Annotated in this window: 24 protein-coding genes; 7 read left to right on the forward strand and 17 right to left on the reverse strand. The window is 39.8% G+C overall.

Translation table 11 applies throughout. The annotated features are described in order from the left end of the window. Window positions 1–217: 217 nt before the first annotated feature. Complete coding sequence (locus ACNAZ4_RS09360) at window positions 218–418, reverse strand: cold-shock protein (RefSeq protein WP_026694123.1); 201 nt, start codon at window positions 416–418, stop codon at window positions 218–220. 641 nt (window positions 419–1,059) lie between these two features. Continuing rightward, a complete protein-coding gene (locus tag ACNAZ4_RS09365) occupies window positions 1,060–1,536 on the reverse strand; it encodes a CarD family transcriptional regulator (protein ID WP_415814021.1) in 477 nt (158 codons plus the stop codon). A gap of 432 nt (window positions 1,537–1,968) precedes the next feature. Between ACNAZ4_RS09365 and ACNAZ4_RS09370 the strand changes: the two genes are divergently transcribed. Beyond that, window positions 1,969–2,481: a GNAT family N-acetyltransferase gene (locus ACNAZ4_RS09370; RefSeq protein ID WP_415814022.1), complete on the forward strand. Its 513-nt coding sequence runs from the start codon at window positions 1,969–1,971 to the stop codon at window positions 2,479–2,481. Between the two features lie 105 nt (window positions 2,482–2,586). Here the strand turns inward: ACNAZ4_RS09370 and ACNAZ4_RS09375 are convergent, their stop codons facing one another. Then, a complete protein-coding gene (locus ACNAZ4_RS09375) occupies window positions 2,587–3,594 on the reverse strand; it encodes an HAAS signaling domain-containing protein (RefSeq protein ID WP_415814024.1) in 1,008 nt (335 codons plus the stop codon). After that, window positions 3,581–3,940 carry a PadR family transcriptional regulator gene (locus ACNAZ4_RS09380; RefSeq protein WP_415814025.1) on the reverse strand — a complete coding sequence of 120 codons (360 nt, stop codon included), beginning with the start codon at window positions 3,938–3,940 and terminating at the stop codon, window positions 3,581–3,583. The genes ACNAZ4_RS09375 and ACNAZ4_RS09380 overlap by 14 nt, the downstream gene beginning before the upstream one ends. A 232-nt stretch (window positions 3,941–4,172) precedes the next feature. Between ACNAZ4_RS09380 and ACNAZ4_RS09385 the strand changes: the two genes are divergently transcribed. Beyond that, complete coding sequence (locus tag ACNAZ4_RS09385) at window positions 4,173–4,940, forward strand: SDR family NAD(P)-dependent oxidoreductase (RefSeq protein ID WP_415814026.1); 768 nt, start codon at window positions 4,173–4,175, stop codon at window positions 4,938–4,940. A 198-nt stretch (window positions 4,941–5,138) separates the two neighbouring features. Next, complete coding sequence (locus ACNAZ4_RS09390) at window positions 5,139–5,441, forward strand: ArsR/SmtB family transcription factor (protein WP_415814027.1); 303 nt, start codon at window positions 5,139–5,141, stop codon at window positions 5,439–5,441. Window positions 5,442–5,808: 367 nt separating this feature from the next. Here ACNAZ4_RS09390 and ACNAZ4_RS09395 read toward each other — a convergent pair whose 3' ends face one another. The 8 genes from ACNAZ4_RS09395 to ACNAZ4_RS09430 all read right to left on the reverse strand — a co-directional run bounded on the left by ACNAZ4_RS09395 (window position 5,809) and on the right by ACNAZ4_RS09430 (window position 16,109). Beyond that, complete coding sequence (locus tag ACNAZ4_RS09395; RefSeq protein WP_415814029.1) at window positions 5,809–6,768, reverse strand: PfkB family carbohydrate kinase; 960 nt, start codon at window positions 6,766–6,768, stop codon at window positions 5,809–5,811. 10 nt (window positions 6,769–6,778) lie between these two features. After that, window positions 6,779–8,275, reverse strand: a complete 1,497-nt coding sequence (locus tag ACNAZ4_RS09400) for a glycoside hydrolase family 32 protein (RefSeq protein ID WP_415814195.1) — start codon at window positions 8,273–8,275, stop codon at window positions 6,779–6,781. Continuing rightward, window positions 8,259–10,481, reverse strand: coding sequence for a GH32 C-terminal domain-containing protein (locus tag ACNAZ4_RS09405; RefSeq protein ID WP_415814030.1), 2,223 nt, complete (start codon window positions 10,479–10,481; stop codon window positions 8,259–8,261). Before ACNAZ4_RS09405 ends, ACNAZ4_RS09400 begins: the two co-directional genes overlap by 17 nt. Window positions 10,482–10,497: 16 nt before the next feature. Next, entirely contained in the window at window positions 10,498–11,334 is an 837-nt protein-coding gene (locus tag ACNAZ4_RS09410) for a carbohydrate ABC transporter permease (RefSeq protein ID WP_415814031.1), read from the reverse strand. Between the two features lie 3 nt (window positions 11,335–11,337). After that, window positions 11,338–12,237 carry a carbohydrate ABC transporter permease gene (locus ACNAZ4_RS09415; protein WP_415814032.1) on the reverse strand — a complete coding sequence of 300 codons (900 nt, stop codon included), beginning with the start codon at window positions 12,235–12,237 and terminating at the stop codon, window positions 11,338–11,340. Between the two features lie 75 nt (window positions 12,238–12,312). Next, window positions 12,313–13,611: an ABC transporter substrate-binding protein gene (locus ACNAZ4_RS09420; RefSeq protein ID WP_415814196.1), complete on the reverse strand. Its 1,299-nt coding sequence runs from the start codon at window positions 13,609–13,611 to the stop codon at window positions 12,313–12,315. Window positions 13,612–13,778: 167 nt separating this feature from the next. After that, window positions 13,779–14,744, reverse strand: coding sequence for a LacI family DNA-binding transcriptional regulator (locus tag ACNAZ4_RS09425; protein ID WP_415814033.1), 966 nt, complete (start codon window positions 14,742–14,744; stop codon window positions 13,779–13,781). A 180-nt stretch (window positions 14,745–14,924) separates the two neighbouring features. Further along, window positions 14,925–16,109 (reverse strand): molybdopterin-dependent oxidoreductase, encoded by a 1,185-nt coding sequence (locus tag ACNAZ4_RS09430; RefSeq protein WP_415814034.1) that lies wholly within the window; start codon window positions 16,107–16,109, stop codon window positions 14,925–14,927. A gap of 711 nt (window positions 16,110–16,820) precedes the next feature. Here ACNAZ4_RS09430 and ACNAZ4_RS09435 point away from each other — a divergent pair. After that, entirely contained in the window at window positions 16,821–17,294 is a 474-nt protein-coding gene (locus ACNAZ4_RS09435) for a hypothetical protein (RefSeq protein WP_415814037.1), read from the forward strand. 180 nt (window positions 17,295–17,474) lie between these two features. Here the strand turns inward: ACNAZ4_RS09435 and ACNAZ4_RS09440 are convergent, their stop codons facing one another. Continuing rightward, window positions 17,475–17,633 (reverse strand): DUF3934 domain-containing protein, encoded by a 159-nt coding sequence (locus ACNAZ4_RS09440; protein ID WP_415814038.1) that lies wholly within the window; start codon window positions 17,631–17,633, stop codon window positions 17,475–17,477. Window positions 17,634–17,859: 226 nt separating this feature from the next. Further along, the gene (locus ACNAZ4_RS09445) at window positions 17,860–18,690 is read right to left on the reverse strand and encodes an MBL fold metallo-hydrolase (protein ID WP_415814040.1); all 831 of its coding nucleotides are present in this window, start codon (window positions 18,688–18,690) and stop codon (window positions 17,860–17,862) included. Between the two features lie 387 nt (window positions 18,691–19,077). On the opposite strand from ACNAZ4_RS09445, the gene ACNAZ4_RS09450 reads away from it, so the two are divergent. The 3 genes from ACNAZ4_RS09450 to ACNAZ4_RS09460 all read left to right on the forward strand — a co-directional run bounded on the left by ACNAZ4_RS09450 (window position 19,078) and on the right by ACNAZ4_RS09460 (window position 21,412). After that, complete coding sequence (locus ACNAZ4_RS09450) at window positions 19,078–19,719, forward strand: pyridoxamine 5'-phosphate oxidase family protein (protein ID WP_415814042.1); 642 nt, start codon at window positions 19,078–19,080, stop codon at window positions 19,717–19,719. Window positions 19,720–19,819: 100 nt separating this feature from the next. Continuing rightward, entirely contained in the window at window positions 19,820–20,158 is a 339-nt protein-coding gene (locus ACNAZ4_RS09455) for a hypothetical protein (protein WP_415814045.1), read from the forward strand. Between the two features lie 150 nt (window positions 20,159–20,308). After that, window positions 20,309–21,412, forward strand: a complete 1,104-nt coding sequence (locus ACNAZ4_RS09460; protein WP_415814046.1) for an amidohydrolase family protein — start codon at window positions 20,309–20,311, stop codon at window positions 21,410–21,412. 65 nt (window positions 21,413–21,477) lie between these two features. Here ACNAZ4_RS09460 and ACNAZ4_RS09465 read toward each other — a convergent pair whose 3' ends face one another. Genes ACNAZ4_RS09465 through ACNAZ4_RS09475 form a run of 3 tightly spaced genes read right to left on the reverse strand, consistent with a single transcriptional unit; the run spans window position 21,478 to window position 23,010 of the window. Next, window positions 21,478–22,035 (reverse strand): thioredoxin family protein, encoded by a 558-nt coding sequence (locus tag ACNAZ4_RS09465; RefSeq protein WP_415814047.1) that lies wholly within the window; start codon window positions 22,033–22,035, stop codon window positions 21,478–21,480. A 28-nt stretch (window positions 22,036–22,063) separates the two neighbouring features. Then, window positions 22,064–22,501 carry a GNAT family N-acetyltransferase gene (locus tag ACNAZ4_RS09470; RefSeq protein WP_415814049.1) on the reverse strand — a complete coding sequence of 146 codons (438 nt, stop codon included), beginning with the start codon at window positions 22,499–22,501 and terminating at the stop codon, window positions 22,064–22,066. Between the two features lie 23 nt (window positions 22,502–22,524). Then, window positions 22,525–23,010: an NUDIX hydrolase gene (locus ACNAZ4_RS09475; protein WP_415814052.1), complete on the reverse strand. Its 486-nt coding sequence runs from the start codon at window positions 23,008–23,010 to the stop codon at window positions 22,525–22,527. Between the last annotated feature and the right edge of the window lie 41 nt (window positions 23,011–23,051).

Genomic DNA, 23,051 nt, shown 5'->3' on the forward strand with positions numbered 1-23,051 from the left:
TATGTTGTCATTATCATGCACTTGCTAAATTTCTGCTAATCATTTGATTTTGAGATTGATGTGTTATAATGTAAATAACCTTTTGCTTTAAATCTTTTATTTTACCGGTTCCATGCCCCTACTCGTTCGTTGAGTAGGGGTTTTTTTATTGGTGTTATTTTTGAAAAAATAAAAAAACAGACCCTTTTGGAGTCTGTTTCGGTATGCTATATCAAAATTAAGCTTTTTGAACGTTAGCAGCTTGAGGTCCACGTGCACCTTGCTCAACGTCGAAAGTAACTTTTTGACCTTCGTCTAATGATTTGAAGCCTTCAGATTGGATTGCAGAGAAATGAACGAATACATCTTCTCCACCTTCGCGCTCGATGAATCCGAAACCTTTTTCTGCGTTAAACCATTTAACTGTACCTTGTTCCATGTTTGTTGCCTCCTAGTGCTAATGCACATTGTATTACTATCCTTGCCCAAAGTGATCATTAGAACGAAGAGTCGAACTTTACACCGAACAAAAATAATTCTACCTAAGAATAACAAGATTTCGGAAAAATTGCAAGGGACTTTAGTTGGATGAGAACGTTACGGTTCAACTGCGATGAAGACACAGGAAGACACAGGGACGGTTCTCAAGTCTCATTCGGGAACCGAAATAGTTAAGAAAAACCTAATTAATCTTGGTTAAGCCATGCCAAAGATAAAAAGAAGTGGGGACAAAGTTCATTTCAATCTTCGCGTTAAATCCTTACAATTCACTAGACGCCGGAACCGTCCCCTTGTCGCGGTAAATAATAGATTGTATACCTAAAACAATGAAAGCCCTACCTCTCTTCCATCCTTACGGCTCCTAGTCCGTGCCAGTGTGAATCAGGATTGCAAAAATCAATCGAGTTATTTAATGAAGCTTCAAACATTCGTATAGGAAATTCAAGTAATAGAAATGGATTAGATTGTAGAAAAAACAAAAGTGGTGAATGCTCTAATGGTGAGTTGGAGAAGTTGAATGTCTTTGAAAAGATTTATTTAATAATAAAGGTTATTTTCTGGGGATGTATTAAAGAAAATTTAACAGAAACTGTTTATTTGATTTTCAGTAATCCCTTTAATTAATCCCAGTTCACTAATCAAAAATTTATGTGCGTTATCTAACATTTGCTTTTCGCTTGTATTAAGTGCTTTTTCTTTCTTTATACGCAGTAAATCACGTACAACTTCAGTACATTCTTGTATTTTACCTGTTTTAATTTTGTCCGTGTTCACTTTATACCTTTGTTTCCACGACAGTAAACGATCAGATTCACCATGTTGAAAAATGTTAATGATGTGTTTTAATTCAGTTATGTCCGTAACAGGTCGTATATTTGAACTCAATATTTTGCCCTCAGGAATCATGACTTGCATATTACCAATTAACATTTTAATGACATAATACTGTTGTTTTTCCCCTGAGATTTCCTTCTCTTCTATGGCTTTAATTATTCCTACTCCGTGCATTGGATAAACAATCGTATCGTCAATTTGAAACAAATAATCCACCTCCATATATGGTAACCTTCTTAACCTTAACACATATATTATTTTTTAACAAATTTTTAATAATATCATAAATTTATTTTTGGTGTCAACTACTTTTTCTTTAAAACTGAAAAAAAATAAACACAGAGACACAGAGACGGTTTTCTCGTCTCAATCGTGAACCGAAATAATCATAGAAGTATCGAGTATTCTTGTTTGAGTGCATGCCGTACGAGACTGTGCTAGAAATTACATGGTTATATTTTTTCCATTCACCAGACGCCGGAACCGTCCCCTTGTCTCATTATGAGAAACATAGGACCGTACCTCATACTCCCAACTTAGTCAGTTGAAAAATAATTATAGGTACGTCCACGCGCTTCTACGAGGAGACTCTACCTTTCTATAGTGATAAGATGGTGCTAAGCTGAACATTTTTTTTGAAAAGGGGTATGCCTTTTGCTTATATTTGAAACGGAACGATTGAAACTCCGCTGGCTAGAAGTCAGTGACCAAGAGTTTATTTTTAAATTACTAAATGAACCTGGCTGGATAAATTATATTGGAGATAAAGGCATTCGGTCGCTTGAGGATGCTAAGAATTATATTTTGACCGGGCCTAGAAAGATGTATGAACAAGTGGGGTTCGGACTTTTTGTGGTTGAACTAAAAGAGGACCAACTGCCGGTCGGTTTATGCGGTTTGATTAAACGGGATGGGCTAGAGGATGTCGATATTGGATATGCCTTTCTTGCACAACATCAATCAAAAGGATATGCCTTCGAATCAGCAAAAGGAACATTGGAATATGCCCGAAAACTAGGTTTGGATCGGATCGTTGCTATTACAACCAAAGACAATGCTTCCTCCTCCAAACTCCTTGAAAAGCTTGGGATGGCTTTTGAAGGATATGTGACTCTTCCTCAAGACGATGAGGAGCTTAAGCTTTATGCTATAAACACAGTACAATAGGGATAAAGTATCTCTTCTTTCTTTATCCCTACTTCCGATTCAATAGCAGAAATATTACCTAAGAGGCACAAAAAGAGAAAAAAGCACAGGATAGAATCCCGTACTTCACTTCAAATATGCTTTATAAAATCCTGATATAGTATCAATGATCAGGACAATCGTAAACACGATCACGACCCATGTTTTGGATTGCGTCCAGATTGTTTTTATCAGCTCATACGTATCCTGGTTTAAATCTGCTTGGCTTACCTGGTTTAATTCCTGCATAAAGTCAGGATTCCAGATTGCCTGGTCCCTAAAAAGAAAGGCAAACAGGATCAGCGTGACTGCATTTAAAAGCAGGTTATACAAAGCCAGCTTTTTCGTCCATTTTCCGATGCTCAGCTTCAGGCCTTCTTTTAAAATCCCAACGATCGTGATGACATAAATGATGTTGATGAATTGTTCTATACGCTCGTTATTGAAAAATGGAATAACGTTTATGAGTTCGCCATCTTCAAACATCATGACGCCAAATATACGGTTGGAAGAATAGAGGACAACAAGGAACAAGATTGAAAAAACGATGCCCGTGATTGCTTCGCCGCGTTTGATCCGTTTCTTCTCATCTGGAACTGGTGGCAGGTCTGACGGTGACCATTCTTCGCTTTTTTCCGGTACTCGCGCAATAGATGATACCCCTTTATATTGAGCAATCGCAAACCCAACCGTTACCCAAACGAACGCCTGCATACTGGCACTGATGACTGACGTAACATAACCGAATATATGCTCAAACACCGAGCCGGGCTCCGCCATGGAATCAATAACGAATACGACACTCATGGCGATCAGCAAGGCAAAAATGACGATCTTCAGTACAGTGATATAGGGGTGGAAGAGCTCTGGTCCAATCAGGTACCTTTCCGACCCGCGGTACTTGTCAGCTAGATCCTTTGGATTGCCAAGCTCCAGCAGGATGTTTTCCACATCTTCATCCGCAGTAGGGCCGCCAGCATTCCTTTCCCCAAGCATGTCTTCAATCAAGCCCCTCAATTCCTTCGCAATATCAGCTCGCTGAGACTGCGGCAGCCTGTGGGTTACAGCATAAATATACTTCTCAATCATCTCCATTTCCGGTCACTCCCCCTTTTATCAGCCCGTCCATACTTAAGGCCATCTTCTTCCATTCTTCCAGCAGCTTTTCATATACTTCTTTTCCAAAAGCACTCACCAAATAAAACTTACGAGGCCGTGCATCATTTGTATCCCATTCACTGATCAGCAACCCCTGCTTCTCCAGCCTTCTAAGCAATGGGTATAAGGTTCCGGCCTCCACCTGAAATCCTTTGTCCGCCAGTACTGTGACAAGTGAATAACCATACTGTGGTTTTTCAAGCTGGCTCAATACTGCAATCGTGATCGTGCCTCTTCGCATTTCCTGCAGCAATTTATCGACCATCTCGTTCACATTGCTCATTGTATCAACTCCTGATTCCAGTATAGTGTATGTCGCACAGTATTGTAAATGACCTAATATTATAAAACATTTAAATAACACCTTAGCTTCTCCTTGCTCGGTCGACTTCTGGATAAATAATTCAAGCAAATACATTCACCCGTAAAAAGCCTTGCATTTTTTTAAAGAAGGGTTTATTATATGTTTAAGTTTTTAAACGTTTAAACTTTTAAACATAGTAGGAGAATTTAACATGAATAAAACAGCTTTGATTACTGGCGCGTCTGCTGGTTTAGGATATGAATTTGCGAATAGGTTTGCTGAGGATGGATATGATTTGGTGCTTGTTGCCCGTAATAAGGCAAAGATGGAGGAAATGAAAAAACGTTTCCCTAATTTGAACATTACCGTGATCACTAAGGATTTAAGTAACCCTGGAGCAGCCAGGGAAGTGTATGAGGAAGTGAAAGCTGCGGGAATCAAGGTCGATGCCTTGGTGAATAATGCCGGGTTTGGACTTATGGGGAAATTTGAAGAACTGGACATCGTCAAGCAATCCGAGATGATCAGTTTGAACATTACTGCTCTTACCGAATTGACTCATTACTTTTTGCCTGAGCTGAAGGAAAGCCCCAATAGAGCAAGAATCCTGAATGTTGCCAGTACCGCTGCCTTCCAGCCTGGACCGATGATGGCCGTATACTATGCGACGAAAGCCTATGTGTTATCTTTTTCCGAAGCTCTTGCAGAAGAGCTCGCAGGCACATCTGTGACAGTCACGACACTTTGCCCGGGGGCGACCAAGACCAATTTCGCATCCGTAGCTAATGTCGAAAAAACAAAGATGTTCAGTGGAGCCATGTCTCCACAGGAAGTTGCAAAACAAGGCTATCAGGCATTGATGTCCGGCAAGCGTGTCGTCATTACCGGCAGTACAAATAAAGTTGGAGCATACGCAGCGAAATTCCTCCCTAGAAGCCTTGCGGCAAAAATAGCTAAATATGTTGCGAAAGAAGCTTAACTGCGTTTTAATAAGAAAAGCGCAAGCGCCTTGGTCAGCTCCGACAAGCGCTGGAAGGCCGCCCAGTGAAGTCGTTCTTTGACTTCATTGGGCGGACTGAAGCGACTCGAGGGGTTAGGCGCTGAAGCTGGACCATTCACAAAGTGAAATTATATTTCCTTACCTCAAAAACAATGAATCAACAAAGGAGAGCAATCAATGGGGGAAAAAGCAATCGATGTTTTTCGTTCGTGCATACCGCTTTTCACGGCATTAAGTGACCCGGCAAGACAAGATATCATCCTATTATTAGCTGACAATGAGCGCTTAAGCGTAAATGAAATTACCGAGCACTCAACCTTATCAAGGCCGGCAATATCCCACCATTTAAGAATCCTTCGTGAACATAACCTGGTCGAAATCGAACAAAAGGGCACGCAGCGGTATTATTCACTCTCCCTGGACCACTCGGTAGAATTATTAAAAAAACTGATTCATACCGTTGAAAATGAATGTTTATAGTGTAACGTAGCCTAGCCGGGGATGAACCTGGCTTTTCTTTTTTATATGGGACAGCGAAACACAGTGACGATTCCTCCTGCACAAGTAAGTAACCATACAAAATTTAAAAATCAGTTTAACCATTAATGATTCACGTAACATCTTCCTGAAGGACTAACATGCATTTTTCCACAACAATCACAATAACACCTGATCCAAATTCAGCAAAAGATCAACAGATTGCAAAACGAAACGGAAGCATAAGGAATTTGATCAGTTAAAAAGAAGCACGGGTACGTCCCCGCAACTTTATAGAGGAATAGAGCCCTTATGTTGCCGCGAACCCTTGCCTAAGACAAGCATGGGGACGTACCTTGTGCTTTCATTATCACATCCTTGAATTTCCACCCTGAAGAAACACTTTAACTTCCTCATATCGAGGCAACGCTGTGATCGCTCCTTCCCTGGTTGTCGTCAGGGCACCCACAACATTAGCAAAACTCAATATGTCCGCTGTTTCTTTCTTCTTTGTTTCAATTAAAGAATAAAGGATTGCTCCGATAAAAGAATCTCCTGCTCCGGTAGTATCCTTTACATCTACCTGATGGCCCATTACTTTATAAGCGTTGCCATCGACAATCGCATCTACGCCCTTTTCTCCTCTTGTAATGATGAACCAAGAAACATTTGGGCTTAGTTCAAGAATTTTTTTGACTGCAGCTTTTTCATCCATCGTTTCAGTAATGAATTCTAACTCATCCTCTGAGATTTTAAGAATATCTGCATATGGAATAAATTCTTTGATCGTTCTTCTGCAATCATCAGGACTTTCCCACAACGGCAATCGCACATTTGGATCAAAGCTGATCAATGAACCATTTTGCCTTGCATATTCAATGGCTCTTAAATGTGCATATTTAACAGGTGCCTCTATAAGATCCACACTGCAAAAATGAAGAATATCCCCTTTTTGGAAGATTTCTGGTCGAATCTCTTCCTCACTCAGCAGCATGTCAGCACTTGGCTTGCGATAAAATGAGAAATCCCTTTCCCCAGATTCAGTAAGGGAAACAAAAGCCAGCGCAGTATTAGCCTCATCAGTAACAAACACATCATTTGTATCAATCTTCTCAGCATTCAATACATCGATTAAATATTCACCAAACGCATCACGTCCTACTTTTCCTATGAATTTTGCTTGCCCCCCTAACCTGGAAACACAGGCTGCTACATTGGCAGGGGCTCCCCCAGGCTTTTTAAGGAATCCCTCCACTTCTTTCAATTTGCACTCTCTGTTAGTGGGAATAAAGTCAATCAAAACTTCACCCATCGTGATTACCTTCGCCATCATTCTCCTCCTAAGATATCATCCATTTTAGAAGTTTGTTCACATGTGTTCTTCCTTTGGAATAAAAAGAAACACAGTCTCCCATTTCCTCCGAGAAAAACAAGGAAGTAAACACAAGTTCTCCATCATTTACAAAGATCTCAATCGATGAAACATCCAAAAAAATCGAAAGCTTTATCGAACCTGATAAATCAATAGACTGGCTTCTTGAATAATCATTTTTGCATGCAAGGTTTTCAATTACGTAGACTGATTCTTTACGATCCAACACCATTTGGTTCCTGTCTTTATAAAAGGTCAATGCGAACTTCTCATTTTTACCTTTAAAGAAATCAATCGAAAAATACGAACTATCTTCCATATCGAATTGAATATCAATTCGTTGACTATCACCATTAAGGCTATCATTCCCATAATGTCCACTGATGGCGAAATCACTCAGCTCCACCTTTTGTTCCTGGTAATTTTCAATGGCATGATGTGGTCTTTGAATTAACCTTCCATTTTTCAAAGATAGCTCCCTTGGGAGTGTCATGGAACCATTCCAGCCATGGCCTAATTCGTGTAAAGGATACCTCATGTCCCACATGTTCATCCAGGCAATCATGACTCTCTTACCATCAGCAGTCAAAGTAGATTGCGGGGCATAGAAATCAAATCCCTGGTCAATTTCCTGCTCGCCCTCAACTGTAAACTCACCTGTTGAATAATCAAAAGATCCAATCAGTGCCATCGAGGAGTGGATGTTCTCAAAATCATTACCAACCCTAGGCTTCTCTTGAGGTGAGAATAGCAAGACGTGTTTTCCATCCAATTCGAATAAATCAGGGCATTCCCATACGGTCCCAAAGTTCTTTCCAAGCGTTAGCAGATTCAGATACTCCCAATCAATCCCATCTGAAGAAACATAGAATAAGACATGGCCGATGTTCTCGGTGCTTTTTGCACCTACTGCCATGAAGAACTTGTTAGCGTGAATCCAAACCTTTGGGTCTCTAAAATCTTCAACCTTTATTCCTGCAGGTACCCGGTCTGTCCCAATGACCGGATTTCCCTCATATTTAGTATATTTAACCCCATCTTCCGACTTAGCAAGGCACTGGACCTGTCTGATATGCGATTCGGATGCAAGGATGGCAGCTTCTGGTCTCTTTTTGAAATTTTCATCATATAAAAAGTCAAGGTTGGAATCAATATGGCCTGTATAATATAGCCAATGCTCACTTCCCACTTGTAGTCCTGAACCTGAAAAGACGCCATTTCGGTCATACGCCTTATCTGGTTTCAAGGCAATTTCCTTGTGGGTCCAGCGGATAAGATCTGGACTGACCGCATGTGCCCAATGCATAGGACCCCACATCGTATCATACGGATAGTGCTGGTAAAAAAGGTGATATTCATTATTAAAGAAGGAAAAACCGTTCGGATCATTCATCCAGCCGCTCTCAGGCATTAAATGATAGTGATGCCTATATGTTTGATTGATTTTATCAGTGTCTATTGTCATAGTAGTCACTCGTTTCTCCTCGTTTCCAAATCGGCTTCAACTTATAAATTTTAATTGATCGTATCTTTGTGCCTTGGTCTCCTATTAGAGATATATGGTCACTGTCCGACAGTAAAGGATAGGCTCGACTTGTTATCGTTTTTTTGTTATTCATGAAGCATTCAATTGTAGAGTGATCTAGGAAAAGCTGCACGGAAAAATCTTTACCGACATCAAGAGGGCCTCCTTGAATATCTCCTTCGCGGCCTAAACGGCTCTTGCGCCGGTCAAGCCTCACTTGATTATTTTCTTCATCATAAATGAGTAACGTTTTTTCATGCTCATTTAGATTTTTTTTAAGTTCCAAACCAACAATTCCATCCACTTCTTCAAATTCAACCAGGACTTCCAGCATTTTATGGTTAATCTTTTCGATTTTTTGATTTATTTCCGATAAAGTCAGGTTGGCTTCATCCAATAGTAATGCATCTCGTAAAGACGTCAGGTTCTCCAGCGGTCTCATTCTAAGTTCGTTGTTCTCCAAATAGAGCTCGATTGGCAGTCCGGCATTATGGGCCCATCCCGCATCATACTCTTCTTGCTCATTCCGGTCTCCCTGGAGAATGGAAAACACAATGGACTTCCCTGTCACTGGATCAACAAAACCACTTGGCCCACTGAATTTAAATTTCCCGTAGTCTATTAACTGTGGTTCTTCACTGTCAGGAACAAATCTGAAATTGTCTTTGTCAAAGTCACCGATATAATAATAGGTATCGACATGATACCTTGATTCAGTGTGGAAAAAGCTCATAAATATAAAAACGTGTTTCGTATTTCCCTTCGCATCCGAAACTGGCAAAAAGACTGGAAGCTCCCAATTTGTCCCTAAATAAGGATATTCAGCCTTATCGACTGTAAAAAACTCTCCCTTAAACTCCCAATTCTCGCAATCTATAGAAGTATAAATCCAAGCTGTCGGTCCTTTTTCGTCTATTCCTCCACCGATAATCAGATACCAGATATCTTTCGCAGGATCCTTCCAGACAAAAGGGTCACGGAACTGAGATCGGATACCTTGTCTGTCTGTCTGCATGATTGCCACCTTATCTTCCATTACCCATTCAATCAGGTTCGGATCCTCGATGTCCTTAGGTGTTGCGATGGCAACTCCCTGGTTAAACTTCTTAGAAAAGTCTGCAAATGTATAGAAAAGATAAGGAATCCCTTGTGGACCTATTGTGGCAGAACCTGACCAAACCCCTGAAGGAGACACATCTCCCTTTTGTGGAAACAGAGCTGTTTTTTCATTCTGCCAGAACACCATATCTTCACTTGTCCAATGGCCCCAATGTAGATTGGAAAAATAGGGACCAGAAGCGTTCTTCTGATAAAATAAATGATACTTTCCGTTGTAGTAAAAAGGGGCGTGCGGCTCATTCATCCAATGCTGGGGAGGAATCGCATGATATTGTGGCCGGTGAATATCATCCAATAACAATGTTTCATCTAAATCAATATCTTTTAAGTCCAGCTGCAGCTTCCCTTCTAGTTCATAGAATTCCCGTTGGATTTCCTCTTCCGATAAGTTTTCATTGAACACTTTAATGTAATCAATCAGACCGGAAAACATCCCGCCTTTAAAAATCTTGCTAATATGAAAGGGTGTATTACTAATTCCGATAGACAAAGGTATATCCGAAGGAACAAAAGCCCAATCAACTTCCTTGATCATTTGCAGCTTTGAATTAATAAATAGCTCGATTTTACCTTTGGAATATGTAACCGTAATAAGTGATTTCTTGTATAACTCGAGTTGTTGCCGAGTCCTCAGCAAATGTATCTTTTCGCCATCGCCCATTTCAAATTGGACTTCACCATGCTGGAAAAGACTGAGTGCAAATCCTCGATTGTTCTCTCTATCAAGCTGGTCAATGATTGCTGTAGAGACTTCCCCATGACAGGCCTCAAAACAACGAGGTGCTACGAGGGACGAAATAGTGAATGCCCCGTCATGAACCAGCGCTTCATCCTTTATAAAAGTAGAATAGCCATCAAAATCCAAAGCGTATCCTGATGCGTTAGACTTCGCCCACCTGGGGGTACAAGTAGACTTGTATTTTGCATCATTTAACACATAATTGATGCATAAAAAAGTGCCGCGAACCCTCTCTTTTGTTTTACTTCCATATCCCTCGTTAAACTCAAGATTGTAAATAAGACTCATGGTCACACCTCTTTATTTATTTAATCCCTGAAGATGTATTTTGCGGCATAATGTATTTCTGACCGAAAATATAGACCAACAGAATCGGAATGGTTGTAACAGTTAATCCGGCCATCACCTGATTCAGATAGACAGGCTTCGTTTCATTCATGATATTAACAGCGACAGACAACGGATATTTGCCCGTTTCGGTAAAAATCATCAAAGGCCATACATAGTCATTCCAAGATCCTACGAACACCAATATTCCAATTGTCATGAAAATTGGCTTTGAAATCGGTATAACGATTTTCGTAAAGACCTGCCAGTCCGAAGCTCCATCCATGAAAGCGGACTCTCTCAGTTCTTTCGGAATCCTTTTGAAAAACACCATGAACAGATAAATATTAAATGCGCTGCCAATATGAGGAAGTGCCAATCCCCAAACTGTATTCACCAGATTCAATTCATTTACGATAATGAATATTTGGATAAGGACCGATTGGAAAGGAAATATGATCAAAATAATCAAAAAACCCGAAATGTACTTTTTGAATGGAATATCGAAGACTGCTAGTGCATATCCTGCCAACGAATTCACAAACAGACTGCCAAAAACGATGACAGCACTATAAAGCACACTATTAAAGAAATGCAGAGAAAAATTAAACCTGTTGAACAGTTCCTTATATGGATCCAGCCAGGATCCAATATTACCGAAATTCGGTATGAAGCTTTGGATGGTTCCAATCTCTCTTGAAATCTCAGCAACTGACTTTGTACTGCTGACAAACATCCAGATTGTTGGAAATACAAACAGAACGGCAAATGATATTAAAATAGAAATCTTCAATACTCTTAGCAAGGTCTTCACGTTCTAGTCCTCCTTAACTAACTTGCTTTGAACAAATGCTATGACGATCAAGATTAAAGCGAATACGACGGTAATCGCACTTGAATATCCAATCTGGCGATACCTCGTACCTTGCTCAAACATGTATAAAAGGATACTGGATGTACTGCCTTGAGGCCCTCCATTGGTTAGGACTAACGGCTCTATAATGATTTTAAAAGTACCAGTCGTGACAACAATCAGTACGAATACGAGCTGGCTCTTTATGCTTGGAAGTGTAATATATTTAAACTTCTGCCAGGCATTCGCCCCTTCTATGGACGCAGCTTCGTAAAGTGAGGATGGAATATCCTGAAGAGCAGCCATCAATATTAACATCTGAAAACTGATACCTTGCCAGAGGATGATGAAAGAGATCGTCGGAAGTGCCAGATTTGGATCCGCAAAGAATTCCTGTTTAGTAAACCCCAATTCAGCTAAAATCAGGTTCACAATCCCTAAATTCGGATCCAAAATATTCTTCCACAATAAGGCCACAACAATGATGGATAATATATATGGTGAAAAGAAAGCTGTTCTGAAAAAAGTATTTGTTTTGGATTTTTTTGCAATCAGAATTGCAAGGAATAAAGATAAAGCAACTTGAAGAGGAACGATATATATGACATATTTAGTAGAATTAAGGAATGCTTGTTTAGCAAATTTATCTTGCGTTATTTCAGCATAATTATCGAAGCCAATAAATGAGATATCATTCGGTTTCAACAGATAATAGTCCGTAAATGAATAACCCACCGCCAAAATCAATGGATAGATGACAAAAATCCCTATTAAAGTGAACGCAGGCAGCAAAAACAAAAATTGACTGCTGAATAAGAATTTCAGAAATGGAATATGGTTGATGCTTCTTCTGATTTTTCCCATATATTAATACTCCTTAATAGAATAGAAAGTGTACGACAAGTCGCACACTCTCTATTTTATTATCATTTTAAAGATTTATTTAAATCTTGCTGCCTCACGATCTGCTTTGTCAATCGCATCTTTAACCAGTTCTTCAACCGAACCATTATTTAATGCAATTCCTTCCACGATATCCCCAAGCACATCTTCCAGCACAGGGAAAATTGGTGATTTTGGCTTTAGATGCTTCGTATTAACTAGCTGATCCAACATTAGCTTCCTTGGATATTCGTTGTATTTTGTCGATGAGTCCAGTAATTTTTTGTGCCCAGGAATGAGGCCAGCTGCTTCCTCCATTGCTTTTGCACTGTCTTCATTCGTTAAATGGGCAACCAATTCTGCTGCTAGTTCTGGGTGTTCAGTAGACTGAGTAGCAGCTACATACCAGCTTCCATGAGGAGCCGATTGATGGCCTTTTTTTCCGTATGGATAAGGCATTAAAGACCAATTAAGATCTGGATATTCCTTGGTGAATACATCTACCATCCAAGGTCCTTCAAAACTGATGGCTGCTTTTTCTAAAGCAAATGCATTTTCTCTTACAGTTGGTGCAACAATTCCATCTCTAAACAATTTTTCGATGAATTTAAGAGCCTCAATCGTATTATCGCTGTTCAAATATCCGTCAGTTTCCAATCCATTTTCCCCAACCAATTGACCATCATTAGCGAAAATAATTGGGGAATGAGCATACATCTGCCATCCGCTGTTATCAGGAAACATGTGAACCGGTTCTTGGCCCATATAATCCTTTAGCTTTTTGGCATTCGCCAAAAATTCATCGTAGCTCCATGCTTGCTCCAGAGTCCAATTTCCATTTTCATCGACAGGAACCTCGATTCCTGCTTCTTTAAATAAATCAACATTGTAAAAGACCGGAGAAGATAAATCAAAGGATTGCAAGGCATAAAGGTTTTCACCTACACTGCCTGCGTCAACAATTGTGTCCAAGTAAGAATCGACTGTTGACTGATCTAAATATTTATTCAGTGGCAATAGCAGCTCGGAATCAACATAAGAGGCTGTATGTACACTCTCTAAAGTGATGATATCCGGCAGGTCTCCTGTCGTGATTGCCGCATTGATTCTGTCATTATAACCGCTGCCCTCACCTGTCTTGACGATATGTTCAACTGTTACTTTTACACCTTCATGAGTTTCTTCAAATTCTTTTGCTCTTTTGTCGTAGTTTTCTCCTTCTGGTTCATCCGCAGGTACGTGTACCCATACTTTTAATACTTTTGTTCCTTCCTTCTCTTCCGCATCTTTACCTGCAGAATCAGAACAAGCAGCTGAAACCAAAATTAGTGCAAAAATCATAAAAAGGCTGATCACTTTTTTCAATTGAACCCCTCCTTTTGTTTCTGGAAACGTTTCCACAAAGGGTAATAATAAAAGGGCAAAGCCCCTGGTAATCCTATGTGGAAATGTTTCCATCTTCATATTCAGTATATAAAATGGACTTCTTTCTTGTCAATCCTTTTTTAAAATTCTTTTGGCTGTTACCGAGTCGTTTCACCCTTCAGATAATCCACTGGATGAATTGCCGGTGTTACCGAAAATCCATTGATCCTTTTGATAAGCAAGTCGACAAGGCTTCTTCCCATTACTTCAACAGGTTGGCGTATTGTTGAGAGCTTAGGTCTGAGTGCTCCGTATCGCTGGATTCCGTCATATCCTATTACAGAAAGCTCCTCTGGAACTTTGATATTTTTCTCAAGTGCTAGCTGTACCAATTCCAGAGCCATAAGGTCATTCTCTACGAACACTCCATCAACATTTTTATGTTTGGTTAAGAATTGATTTAGAAAAACGGTTTGGTCCTTTATCGGATCCTCTTCAAGGTAGAGTGTATAATCTAGGCCAGATTCCTTGGCCGCATTTTCAAAGCCCTTCTTCCTTTTCTCAACCTCTGTTAGTATGGTTTTGGTATATGTCCCTATATAAGCAACTTGTTTGCACCCTGAATCCCTCAGCACTTGAAAAGCCATTTCTCCCCCTGCATAATTATCACTGGAGACATAAGGAATCTCCCCGATATGGCGATCCACTAACACAATCGGCATGGAGTTATTAATCTCTTTTTCAATCTGATTATAGGATATTCCGATGATGCCTGATACCTTATTCTGCTTGAGCATATTAATATAGCTTAACTCTTTCTCTATTTGGTTGCTCGAATTGCAAAGCATCATTTTATAATCGTTTTTATCCAGTTCATCTTCAATAAAATAGGCCAGTTCAGAGAAAAAAGCGTGATGAATGGAAGGCAAAAATAATGCTACAATCCTATTGTCCTGAGTCACAAAAGCCCTAGCCGTTTCATTAGGTACATATCCCAATTCCGCTATTGCATCCTCAACTTTCTTCTTAGTGGCTTCGCTTACATAACCAGATTGATTGATTACACGGGATGCTGTCCCAAGGCCTACTCCGGCCAACTTTGCGACATCTTTTATCGTTGCCATGCTATCACCTCAGCCAAAAGCATATCATATATGGAAACGTTTCACCATTTAATTCTCTTTCCACTTTTAAAGGAAGCAGTTCAGTACCTTTTACTTCCAAAAACAATTACAAAAAAAGGAGCAAAAGGTCCGTCACCCTTGCTCCTTGTTTGCTGCCTTTTTTTGTACACGCTCCATCTTTTAAGTTGTCTCTGATCCTACCCATGCATCGGTATCATATCCCCTCACTTGCCAGTAGCCTTCGTGTACATGATCAATGGCTTCGATTCCGATGAGCCATTTCACGGATTTATAAGCATACATCTTGGGAACAATCAGCCGGACGGGGCCTCCATAGTCTGACGGAATCAGCTCTCCATCCATGAGCACAGCGACCATGACATCATCCAAGGCTGCCTGTTCAAGGGATAATGAGTCCGTATAGACACCGTCGCCCGAGTAAAATTTCAGATGGGAGGCGTTCTCTTTCAGCTTTACTTTCTTCATGAGATCCTTCAGCAGGATTCCTTCATACGTGACATGAAGCACGGACCATCCAATAACGCAGTGAAAATCACTGACCTGGACTGTCCTTTTCAATTTGGCGAACTCTTCCCATGACAACGACACTGGTTCATCAACCAGTCCATCAATCGTAAAATTCCAATTTTCATTCGTAAAAACCGGTGTCTCCGTTACTGTATAAACACGGAATTTGCCTTCATACCCTCCACCAATGGGAGGGGAGGATTGCGTGGCGGGAATCGGCAGTGGCGTGAGTTCATTTGTGCTGTTCAGCGCCACCTGCTCTAAAGTCGATCCCCCATCATCCATTACTTGTTTAAGCCATTTATAAATAGATGGACCTAAAAAGATCGCAAGCAAAGTGACAATGCCGTATTTGAAAAATCCTCTGCGGCTGAAGGTATATAGTTCTTTCTTTTTTTCTTGCAGTTGATCTGATCTTTTCCGAAACCATACTGACCTAGTCACTGAATGGAAAAGGATGACCGGCAGACCAATCCAGGTGAATACATCATGGACGATCAATGAAGCTTGAACCAGATCTTCAGAGAGACTCCTTTGAAAAGTCAGAGCCGTACCGCTAATAATCCAGCCAATGATCAATCCAATAACCATCGCAAGATTCCGCTTCTTCCCTTGTTGTTTTTTTATGACTTTGTAATGGAAAGCAAAATAGCGGAAATACAGCAGAAGGAAGACAACCGTTGCAAAACCGATCCAAATATGGGCATCCTTCAACATGACACGATACGAAGCCAACGGCCCCCTTAATGAAGGAATGAAAAGCAAGATCCCACTTATGAATAAAAATAAGGTAGCACATCCATTCAGATGGTGAAGTCTTTTTAATCTATTCCACATTTCGCTGCACCCACCTCTCGTTTATTCAGAAGCTTGAAGCTAAAACGTCTCCCTTTTTACACCGATTGCCCCTCCTTGGTACTGAACAAGAGGCAGGGAGGGTTTCCTTGTGCCATTCCGGAGAGAAGCCTTTTGTTTACATCTGCTTAAGTCATTGATCAACCAGACCATTCAAACAGGACGGGCATGATAGATAAATCGCACCAGTATCCATATGATACATGTTCCAATAATCTATAATTATAGACTACTAGCAATAGTATATTCTAATTTCAATGGGCTAGAATGGTACCGATGTAAGACACATGGACAGTTCAAGAATGATGAAAAACAAAATAAAGGCCTTCCCTGCCAATGGACATAACGGGTTCCCTTTTGGAGTGCAAAATCTAAAAAACAGAAAAAAAAACGATAAACCACTTGGATTTATCGCTCGGGTATTAAGTCCGTTTGGTCGGCACGCCATTCGGCCAGGCTGAATTTTTCTTCTTCGGTCAGCTCGATGTAGAACGAGTCCGGACCGGATTATTAATTGGTAGTTCTTTTGTTATCGAAAAATCCCAATAATTGAAAATGTCATCCTGTTGAAAATACATATATCATTCCGTTAGAAGGAACAAAAAGGACACCCCACAATTTTATACATATATACACTTTTAATGATAGGCGGTAAAATGTTGACATTAGAGGTGAGAGGGGTTAACTAAGATTATGCAAATGAACAGGAAGAAATATTACATAGGAACGTTTGCTGGAATCGTAATAATAGTCCTGATTTTATTTTGGTATTTTAGGATGCCTTTACCTGCTGATATTGTATTAAAAGGAATGGACAGTGTAGAAAAAATCAATTTTGGTGATTATAGAGATGAAAGATGGGATTATATCTATAATATTGATATTGTGGATGAAAAAAAAATAAACAAAATAATGGGTGAGTTCTCCAAAAGTCAATATACTAGGGTGACATATAAAAATATAATAAATGACGGTCGATATTTATCAATGGCAATCATTCATGATGGAACAATCTATAGAGTGGGAATTAATGACCAGGGTTATTTAAATATTGACGACGACGCAACCTATAAATTCACTAAAAATAATTCGACTATTTTTAATGAACTCAAAAAACATTTGGTCTCTGGGAACGAACCATTTTATGAGAATGATAAAACGCGTTAATTTAAAAAGCGTGCTGGAACTGATGTGACCCACGAAAGTTAGAGTTTAATATTACGCAGCGAATTGGCTGGTATGAAGACGGAATTGAACCGAGAAGCATAGGGACGTACCTTTTGCTTCCAAACACAAATACGAAAAAAGGAGCAAAAGGTCCGTCCCTTTGCTCCCATGAAATCTATATCAGTCATCATTACTCGTCTTGGACCCATCTGCGTGTTTTACACCTTTACTTTTGTAAGGTTTAGCACTTTTTGCTTTGTTTGCACTAGCTTGCCAGCGGTTCCAGCCTTTCTTGCCTGTTCCTCTGCCTGTTCCGCTTTTACCCTTGGTTTTACTCATTCAATCAACTCCATTATTCTTTACGTTGTTGTACCGCTCATTGAATAGTCTTAACCATTTTACATTGGTAAAACCAAAAAGCAATGAACTATAAGCATATTACATTAGATAGTATTTTACCAACACATTTTAAAGTAATTCGTCCTATGCTTCTTGAAGGTATTATCGGAAAATAAAGTTAAACGCCTGGTTTTTATCAACCAGGCGTTATTTTCTTATGATCATTTTAATTGCTGATATTAACGAACTTTCCCTCCAAAGCCTCAATATACCTATTAGCGGATTTTTGAACAGACTGATGGGCATCTTCCTTAATGACACGATGAAATGCGTTATATAGTCTGTCAAAATTGAGAACACTGACTTTGGCTGCCATCTCCTGAACCTTGTTAGCTGGCAATGGAATAAGGTTTGGATAACTATACATGAAACTCACCCACCGGCGATCGGCGACTATTTGAATGATATCACCAGTAAGAAGTACCCCTTGCTTGTTCACATCATTTTCCCAGTGTAAAACACTTCCCCCATTAAAATGACCACCCAAACGATACAATGTAACACCACCATCAAGCTCCAGAGAATCACCTGACCAGAAGATAATCCTGTCACTGTGCCTTGTGACCCACTGGCGATCGTTTTCGTGGATATAAATGCTTGCTCCGAATCGTTCAGCCCATTCAACCTGTGTCGAATAATAATGCGGATGGGATAATGCGATGGCATCGATTCCTCCTAGAGACTGTAGTTCATTTTCAGTTTTTTCATCCAGGTAAGTGATGCAGTCCCATAACAAGTTGAACCCTTCATTTTGAACTAAATAAGCTGTCTGCCCAATCGCAAACGAAGGAGTAGTCGTAAGGCTGTACAGTCCTTCCTCTTCCTCGACAATGATATTTTTATAGTTCCCTGAATCCACAAGCTTTTGAAGCGTAGTCCATGACTGTCCATCAGGATGGATGTACTGCCTTTCGTCAGCGCAAATTGAGCAACTTTCAGGAGCATGAGCAGAATTGGCATATTGGACACCGCAAGTATTACATATATAATGGTTCATCTTGAACACCTTCCTCTGATTTTTCTTATCTTAATTATAGGCAAACAAATAAGCGATCTCATCGGAGGAATGGTGTAACCTATCTACAACTTTTGGCTGAGAAACAGGAGAAGCACGGGGAAGGTTTCAGGTCTTTGATGTGACGTGAAGGGACCCTTCCAGCTTCAACTGGATAAGAGAGATCAAACGATTCGATTCCTTATGGTGCTTTCAAGGTAAGACAATTCAGGGTGGACGGAGCTTCGGTCCATTTTAATCAAACGTTTGATTAAGAGAAATATAAAGCTACACTGAGACGGTTTCCCGGCTTAACTCTTTCGTTCATGGATAGTAATGCACCGATATTAAATAAATGGTAAAATTGTTACAAATACCCATTTCGAAAGCATGATATCAAACTATAAAAATATAATCTCATCACAGGAAGAATTTGAAGCGTTTCGTTCTTCGATTGGAAAGCCAAGCCCGAGGGCGGCGAATAAAGTCATTTCTTTTATTGACGATCATTGTAAAAACTTCATTTCAAAGTCTCCCTTTTTATCTATGTCCACTTCTCACGCTGACGGCCATTGCGACGTTTCCCCACGCGGCGATTTCCCTGGCTTTGTGGCAGTACTTGACGAAAAGCATCTCTTTATCCCAGAACGTCCCGGAAATCGCAGGATGGATTCTGTTCATAACATCATTGCGAATCCTCATATTGGGCTGCTCTTTCTTATACCAGGGCTGGGTGAAACATTAAGGATCAATGGGAAAGCCTATATCTGCCGTGATGCTGACCTTCTCGAAAAAACAGCCGTCAATGGAAAGACTCCTTTGTTTGGTATTTTAGTAGAAGTCGAAGAATGTTACGCGCATTGTGCCAAAGCATTCATCAGATCAAAACTATGGCAGCCGGACTCATGGTTACAGACAGAAGCCCTTCCTTCTGTCCCTAGCATGCTAGTAGCGCACTCAAAGCTTCCAAACACGACCGCAGAACAAGTTGCAAAGGAATTAAATGAAGGATATACAACCAGACTTTATTGACCAGATACAAGAATCATAGAAGCAGGGACGTACCTTTTGCGCCCAAACTTGATCAGTTGAAAAGAAGCACGAGGTGCCTATGAGTAGGGAGAGGATATGTATGAAGAATACAATCAGAATCATTCTAATGATTGCCATGGCTATAATTTTTTTAGCATACTGTATTTTTGTTTTTAATTCTCCGAAGGATCATCCCATTTTACCCTCACTCACACTTGTGGGTGTGGCTGGAATAATCATTTCAATCCTGCTCACCTATAAATCTGCAAATTGGGTGTCCTTCTTATTCGACGCACTGCCGATGTATATCTTTTCGCTATTAAGTTTTGTTTATTCTATATTGGGGGCGCATCAGTACCTTAAATACGCCTTCTTCACTTTATTATTTATCTATTTAATTCGGCTTGTAAAAATAGGATGGAAAAATAATGATATTTAAAATGTTTAACGAAGCAGGGAAGCACCTTTTGCGCCCAAACTTGTTCAGTTGAAAGAATGCACGATTACGTCACCGTGCTTCTTAATATCCAATTTATAGGATCCCGATTACAACGGCAAAGGGGGAGTTACGATTAAGAGAATCACATTAATGATAAGCCTATTAATATTTCTTTCTGCTTTATTTTTCCTCTTCGATCGTTCCGTGAAAATTATGCCAGTTACCGAATATACAAAAGACCCCAATCTTCGTCTTGAAATAATAAAGATGCGCAAACAAAAAGAGGATGGCCGAGATTTGATTGACGTATATAAAGACCTGCCTTTGATTGATGTGCATAGTCACGACGTACATTTGGTGGATCGAAATGAGAAAAGAATACAGGATTACGGTTCCTATATGAATGTTTGGGATACTTATGGCATTGACCAGACCGTATTATTCGGCGATATATCAGAACCATCTGCTGTCCAATCCGACCGTTTAACCTGGAAATATTATAAAAAATACACCGATTATATCATTCCTTCTTTTGCGGGAATTCCTCTGAATAAAGATGAAAACGGGGTTGAACTTGCAAAGGAAAAATTAGAGCAGGGGTACTTAAACATTGGGGAGATTATAGCCTCTTCTACTTATTCGCCATTTGCAAATGTACTATGGAAGGCTAAACACCCATATGATGGTGCATTACCGGAAATTTATCATCTTGCTGGTGAATATAAAGTACCTATTTTGCTGCATATCGATCCTCCGAATGGAGTGCCCATCAATTCCCTTAAAACAGCGTTAAAGAACCATCCAAAAACAACCTTTATCTTCGCACACGGGAATGTATATAATTCTCCTGGAAATTTGGATTCACTTTTAAAACATTATGATAATCTCTATATTGATTTTTACGCAGGGTTTTCACGTTATCATAAAGGCAGCGAACAAGACCTAGAAAATTTTGTACCGTTGATTGAAAAATACCCCGATCGCTTCTTTTTAGGCTCAGATTCCGGGTACGATATTGGATTAGAAAATGCTTATAGAGCGATGTATGAATTAATCGACCTGTTAACTCCAGAAACAGCGGCAATGGTAGCATCAGAAAACTATAGAAAATTAATAGAAGAACAGCCGCCAACAGATTATCAGATTAAAGAAATAAAAAGATTATCCAAGCAACTTAACCTTAAAGAAAAAAGTTATCGTCTAAATAAGCGGCAAGCAAATGAACTCATTTTCTCTTTAGAAAAAACCAAGTAAGAGGCATAGAGACGTACCTTCTGATCCTATAACTAATCAAGGTACGTCCCCGTGCATTTGATATCCTACTTCAAAATAGCTAACACCGTCTCCTTAAAACTATCATAAACATCTGACCAAAGGGCTTGTTCCTCTGTATACCTTTTTCTTAAAGAACCAAAGGCTTCTTTTTGTTTTCCCGCAAAGGATGGATCGTCTTTTGGCGGCAATGAAGCACGAACTTCATCCACAATTTGCTGGGCTTTGGGTGCACGAGGCCCCCACTTTCCAAGTAATTGTCCTTGATTATTCAAGATTAAAATCATCGGAATGGACCGTCCGCCGTTTGTTAAGTGACGATCAATTAGATCTGTATCTGCATCCCGTAACGCGACGCGCACTTCAATATCTGCCGCTTCAGCTAATTTGCGGATAATGGGATTGATCATCATCGCATCTCCACACCAATCCTCAGTGATCGTAAGGAAATGAAGCTGATGTTGTTTTAACTGTTCAGCAAATCCATCTGCAGGAAGTTGAAATTGTTCATAAACGGCATAGCTTTCCTCTTTTAACATACTCATCTCATTCATATAAGTTCGAATTGATTTTCCCTCTTCGAAATACTGTTGTTCGGTTTTCATCTAAGTTCCTCCTATGTTTGTCCTAATTTTACAATGTTTTTCTAAATGAATAGCACCATTTATCATAATCCAATTTCTCTTCGTAAAAACGGTGGGCTTTGTCTCGCTGAATTCCTGATTCCAATGCCACATACTCAGCTCCATTTTCTTTTGCCCAATTATGAATATAGCTTAATAATTTCTCTCCAAACCCAGATGATCGGTAAGCATGATCCGTTACTAGATCATAGATAAAAACGTGTCGTTTATTATAGAAGTTCACTCTCCAGCTCAAACCAGCTAAGGATACAATCCGATTATCTTTATATAAAGCATATAAAGTATATCCATCCTTCCTCATTTCCTCTAATAACTCCAGATATTTCTCTTGGGTCAATTCAGTACGTAACTGCTTCATAATTGGAAAAGCTTCTAACCATTGTTCTTTATTCGTTAATTCTTGAGTGGATTCCGCCGTAGAACTCACATTTACACCCCCAAGTATTTTATTCATGGTCTTACTACCGATAAAACTGCATGTTCAATCCCCCTGCTGTCCTCCAACTTTTGCAACTGAGGAACAACAAATTCGGGTACGATCTTGTACTTATCGAGTTCATGTATCTCAATCCATCTGTGAACGTATCCTTCTTCCATTCCTTTGAACTCATTTTCATAGTTAACTAATTTATGATCTTCCGGCATTTCCACAAGATAATGCATACCTAACTCCTGGATTTTTTTATTCCCTGCCTTTGAAAAATATTCCACTACCCAACAGAGTTTCATATGGTCGGCTTTCAAGTTGAACTCTTCTATTAACTCCCTTTTTAGCGTCTCCTCTGTTGATTCAAAATGTTCGACCCTTCCCCCTGGTAAAAACCAACTTTCACTGTTAACCGGCCTTTGAAATAAGACCTTTTCATTTTGAATGATAATCGCAGCAGATCTTAAGTGAAAGCTTCTATCTTTATCTATTGAGAACTTGATCATCATTTTGGTTCCACCCTCACTTTTAACAATAAAACGACTCTTGA

It is taken from the genome of Mesobacillus thioparans (assembly GCF_965138835.1).
Taxonomy (GTDB): Bacteria; Bacillota; Bacilli; order Bacillales; family Cytobacillaceae; genus Mesobacillus; species Mesobacillus thioparans.